The sequence below is a fragment of the Thiomicrospira sp. genome, assembly GCF_014859555.1.
Classification (GTDB): Bacteria; Pseudomonadota; Gammaproteobacteria; order Thiomicrospirales; family Thiomicrospiraceae; genus Thiomicrospira.
This window is the reverse complement of the sequence record NZ_JACUTY010000084.1, coordinates 1-5186: the sequence shown is the minus strand read 5'-3', so window position 1 is coordinate 5186 and position 5186 is coordinate 1. Positions and strand designations below refer to the sequence as shown.

Genomic DNA, 5186 nt, shown 5'->3' with positions numbered 1-5186 from the left:
CTGCCGTTGGACATAATCACGACTTGGTCGTCGGGGTGTAAGTCTTTGGCTAGGGTGTCGAGCAAAGCGTCGTAACTGTTTTCGACTTTTACGGGTTGGCTAAAAGCATCGACTGGCAGTGGCCAATTCCAAGCATGGTCTATAAAGGCATACACCGCATCCGCATCAACAAAGGCTTGTGGCAAGGTGTCTTTATGCACACCTAAACGCATGGTGTTAGAGCGTGGTTCAAATACCGCAATTAAACGACCAGGCCTGGTACTGTGGTTCATTTGTTTTCTCAGGCCTTGCAGGGTTAAACGAATCGCGGTGGGATGATGCGCAAAGTCGTCATAGATTGTCACGCCGTTTGCTTCACCGACTTTGCTCATACGGCGTTGCACGCCTTTAAATTGACACAAGCCTTCTGTGGCTTCTAATACTGGCACACCGGCGTGTACCGAGGCGGCAATCGCGCTTAAGGCGTTTTGCACATTGTGCAATCCGGTCATACCCCAATGCACTTGGCCGACTAATTTTCCTTGAAAAAACACGCTAAAGGATGAGCCATCTTCTTGCAATAAACCGGCCTGCCAATCGCCTTGGGTTAAGCCGGATGTTTGTAATGGTGTCCAGCATCCGCGCTCCAACACTTCGGTCAAATTGGTTTCTTCGGTCGGATAAATAATCAGCCCATTGCTCGGTACGGTGCGTACTAAATGGTGGAACTGGGTTTGAATCGCTTTTAGGTCGGGGAAAATATCGGCATGATCAAATTCGAGATTGTTCATCACCAAGGTGCGTGGATGGTAATGCACAAACTTGGATCGTTTGTCGAAAAACGCGGTGTCGTACTCATCGGCTTCCACTACAAAAAATGGGCTGTCGCCTAAACGAGCTGACACGCCGAAATTTTGCGGCACACCCCCGATGAGAAACCCGGGATTTAATCCAGCGTACTCTAAAATCCACGCCACCATTGAGCTGGTGGTGGTTTTGCCGTGGGTGCCGGCAATTGCGATCACCCAGCGATCGTGCAACACATTTTCAGCCAGCCATTGTGGGCCAGAGGTATAAACCTGCTGGGCATTTAAGGTCGCTTCCACCGCTGCATTACCTCGGCTTAGGGCGTTACCGATCACGACTTGATCTGGCGGGTTTTGCAGAAAACTCACATCGTCTTCCGCCATAACGTCGATACCGGCTTGCTCAAGTTGCGTGCTCATGGGTGGGTAAATCGCTTTATCCGACCCGCTAACTTGATGGCCTTTAGCTTTAGCTAATTGCGCGATACCGCCCATAAAGGTGCCCGCGATACCAAGAATGTGAAGTTGCACGATGTGTCTCCTAATAAGTTTGTGAGGCCATTATAGCAAGGCCTTTTCGAGCTGGGTTGGCTTCGTGTCTGATGACGTAATAACAAATTTTAAATGGGTAGATTTTATCCATAAAAAACCCGCCTTATTAGACGGGTTTATCGTGAGTTTAAATAATCCAGATTAATTAAACTTTACCATCAATTTCAACCAGATCATTAAAGGCGTGCCAACTTGCATAACCGAGCAACGGCATCACAATCAACATACCCAAGCCCAACGACATGATACCAACTGTCAGCATAAAGCCAATAACTAGGGCCCAAGCGGCCATCACCATTTTATTTTCCATCACAATCTTGAAGCTTAAAATCATGGCCGATACCGCACCCATTTTTTTATCTCGCAGCAATAAAGGAATCGTGACGACGCTGATGGCAAATACGAAGGCCGATAAGATCAAACCGATGCTTGCAAAAATGGCCAAGAAAGTTAAACCGACTTCTGAAGTTAAGAATCCCATGATGCCCATGTTTGGGTTAATGATTAATAATGAACTAGACCCAACCACAATCGCGGCTAACAACGGCGTAAAGGTTGCCCACATGGCCGTAATAACCCCCAGAGCTGCGGCAAAAAAGGCGATATCTGACACATTTTCTTTCCAAGCAACCATAGATTCGCCCAGCGATGGCTTGTTTCCTTGTTCTAACTTTTGCGCGGTGTAATAGAGACCCGTCGCCATAAAGGGTGACAGTAAGATAAACACGGTTGCTACCGTAAACATGTGAATTGGTTGATGCTGAAAAGCAAAAAAGACCAGTACCACGGATAAGCTCATAACCAGGCCATAAAACATCGAGATGCCGGGCGCGTGCGCCATATCATGCCAGCCATTTTTGAGCCAACGTCCTATGTCGGATAATTTAACGTCGCGTGAAATAATATGCTCACCGGCTTCGGTGTAATGATCGTGTTGCTGCGTTGATATTGCTTGATTAGACATGATGTCCTCCTTACTTTGACAAGGTCAAAGGTTAAGCGTTTTAATATCAGAATAAAAACTAAGCTTTATTACCTGCAGTTACACCATATCAGAACCCCGTAACACTTGATAATAGATTTTTTTTAACGCGGCATTGTTTTGATTTATAAAGAAAAAACTGTGCAGATTAAGCATAATTTCGCATCCCTAAAATCCTGTAATTTTCTGGCCTTAACTCAACCCATCTAACCTAAATAGCGCTTGCCGCTGGCCTGCGCTAAGGCTACACTTGGCACATGAATCATCAAACCATTATCAGCGACAGCGCCTTAGACGAATTTTGCAAACAATTAAGCCACCAGGCCTGGTTTGCGATTGATACCGAATTTGTGCGTCAAGACACCTATTATGCCGAGTTAAGCTTAATTCAAATTTACTCTGAACAAGGTGACTTGGCTTTAATTGACCCGTTAGTGCTTCAAGACATGACGCCGCTTTGGGCGTTGTTGGCGAGTCCGTCGATCACCAAAGTCTTTCACTCTGCTCGCCAGGATATTGAAATCCTGTTTCAAGTGGGCGGATTAATGCCGCAAAATATTTTCGACACTCAAATTGCTGGGGTATTTTTGGGTTATGGCGATATGGCGGGATTTGCACGGGTAATCGAAAATGAATTAAACGTGTCGCTGGATAAAGACCAAACCCGTACCAATTGGCACCAACGCCCTTTAACAGATCGACAAATTCAATACGCGTTAGACGATGTACGTTTTTTAGCGCCACTTTACCAAGCCATGCAACAGCAGTTAAGTGCCAACCAAAAGCAGGCATTGAACTGGGATTTTGAGCAGTTATTAGAGGCCTCGCTTTACCAAATTAACCCCGACCAGGCCTGGTTAAAGCTAAAAGGCACACAAAACTTTAGCCCTAAACAATTGGGCATGACTAAAGTCCTAGCCGCTTGGCGCGAACGCACCGCAATTGAACTTAACCAACCGCGCAAATGGATTATTAACGATGAGGCCATTCTCAGCCTAGCTAAACGTCCGGTTCGTGTGTTGGAGGGCCTGTATAAAGTTCCCGAACTTAACTCGGGTCTGGTTCGGCAGTTTGGTGAAGCCATTATTCAACAGCTGGACTGGGCGTTTGAACATGAAGAAGTTTGGCCGGATAAGCCGACTAAACCCGAACCAGCTCAACCGCAAGAAGAGTCGCAAATTCAACTCGCCATGAGTTACGCGCATCAAGTCGCGCTAAATGCAGGCCTTAACCTGAACAACTTAACTCAGCGTCGCGATATCCTCAATTTGTTACGCCAACAACCCAACATGCTTGACCAAGGTTGGCGCACCTTGCTGCTGGGCGAACCGCTTAAAAAACTGTTCAACCACCAGGCCTGCTTGTGTGTGGAGGCTGACCAAATCAAATTGGTTGCTCTTTAACGGCATCCTCCGGCATAGGTTCAATCTGAATGATTTATAATGTCGAGCTTAAATTTAGGACAAAGGATTTGGCATGAGCAGCCCTGCAAAAAATGTACTTTATGCCCAAGCTGGCGGTGTGTCGGCGGTGATTAATGCCAGTGCCGCCGGTGTGATTGAAACCGCTAAACAGCACCCGGAAATATTTGGTAAAGTTTACGCTGCTATTAATGGCATAAAAGGCGTGCTGGAAGAGGATCTGGTGGACTTAGATCAACTCAGCCAAACCGAATTAGATCGCTTAAAGTATCTGCCCGGTGCCGCCTTTAAATCCTGTCGCTTTGACCTAGAATCCGAACAAGACCGTCCTGATCAATATGAGCGAGTGCTTGATATTTTCATGACTTATGAAATCGGTTACTTTTTTTATAACGGCGGCAATGGTTCCATGCTGACAGCCCAAAAAGTCGCCGATTACTGTCGTCGTCATGGCCATCCGGTTATCTGCATCGGGGTTGCCAAAACCATTGATAACGATATTGCCTTGTCACACTGCAGCCCTGGTTTCGGCAGTGCCGCCAAGTATCTGGCTACGAGCTTTTTAGAAGCGGTGCTGGATATTCATTCCATGCATCAAACCTCTACCCAATTTTTTGTGATGGAAACCATGGGACGTAATGTCGGCTGGTTATCCTTAGCACCAGGCCTGGTGCAAGAAGTCATAGACGATTTACCCCTCATTATCCTGCCCGCCGAGCGTCCATTCAAACAACAAGCCTTTTTGGATGAAGTTAAACGTCTCATCGATCAGCATGGTTATTGTGTATGTTCGGTATCTGAGGGTATTAGAAATCAGGATGGTAGCTTTATCTCCATCGAAGCTGAAGAACATGCTCATGGCCAAGTATTTACCCAGCTGGGTGGTGTGGGCGAAAAAATTGGTCACTTAGTTGCTCAAAATTTAGGTGTTAAAACCCATAGCGCCAACCCGGATTATTTACAACGCTCCGCCAGCCATTTAGTTTCGTTGACCGATTGGCAAATGGCTTATCAAGCCGGATCTGAAGCGGTCAAAGCCGCCTTACGTGGTGAACACGGAACCTTACCCGTGATCGAAATAGTCTCGGATTCGCCGTTTAAATGGCGATTTAAAAGTGTAGATTTACAAGCCGTAGCCGAGCTAGAAAAATCAGTACCGGATGCATATATTCGCGAAGATGGCATGGGTATTACGCCCGCCGCTCTGGATTACTTACGCCCTCTTATTCAAGGAGAACATGTGGTGGCTTTTAAAAATGGCTTACCGGATGTCGCACCATTAAAACTTAACCCGGTAAGTAAACAACACCCAAATTTCAACTAATAAACCCTGAAATTAATTTTATCTTCACCCACAAAAAAGCCAGCAAATGCTGGCTTTTTTGTTATTAACAGATGGGCACCTCGATTAACCCCTGATTCATTCTGGCAACGCCAAGTTTTTCA

At 46.2% G+C, this 5186-nt stretch carries 4 protein-coding genes; 2 read left to right on the top strand and 2 right to left on the bottom strand.

The window, feature by feature from the left end; translation table 11 throughout:
- Both mpl and IBX48_RS09720 read right to left on the bottom strand, forming a co-directional pair.
- Positions 1-1316 (bottom strand): UDP-N-acetylmuramate:L-alanyl-gamma-D-glutamyl-meso-diaminopimelate ligase (mpl, locus tag IBX48_RS09725; RefSeq protein ID WP_296833914.1); only part of this gene is annotated, 1316 nt, incomplete at its 3' end.
- 166 nt (positions 1317-1482) lie between these two features.
- A complete protein-coding gene (locus IBX48_RS09720; protein ID WP_296833912.1) occupies positions 1483-2301 on the bottom strand; it encodes a DUF2189 domain-containing protein in 819 nt (272 codons plus the stop codon).
- A 275-nt stretch (positions 2302-2576) separates the two neighbouring features.
- Here IBX48_RS09720 and rnd point away from each other — a divergent pair, with 275 nt between their 5' ends.
- Together rnd and IBX48_RS09710 are read left to right on the top strand one after the other, a co-directional pair.
- Entirely contained in the window at positions 2577-3722 is a 1146-nt protein-coding gene (rnd, locus tag IBX48_RS09715; protein ID WP_296833909.1) for a ribonuclease D, read from the top strand.
- A gap of 73 nt (positions 3723-3795) precedes the next feature.
- Positions 3796-5064 (top strand): 6-phosphofructokinase, encoded by a 1269-nt coding sequence (locus IBX48_RS09710; RefSeq protein ID WP_296833905.1) that lies wholly within the window; start codon positions 3796-3798, stop codon positions 5062-5064.
- Positions 5065-5186: the final 122 nt, after the last annotated feature.

Coding starts and splice junctions, on each gene's coding strand:
- IBX48_RS09720 (WP_296833912.1), bottom strand. CDS start 2,301: ATGTCTAATCAAGCAATATCAACGCAGCAACACGATCATTACACCGAA.
- rnd (WP_296833909.1), top strand. CDS start 2,577: ATGAATCATCAAACCATTATCAGCGACAGCGCCTTAGACGAATTTTGC.
- IBX48_RS09710 (WP_296833905.1), top strand. CDS start 3,796: ATGAGCAGCCCTGCAAAAAATGTACTTTATGCCCAAGCTGGCGGTGTG.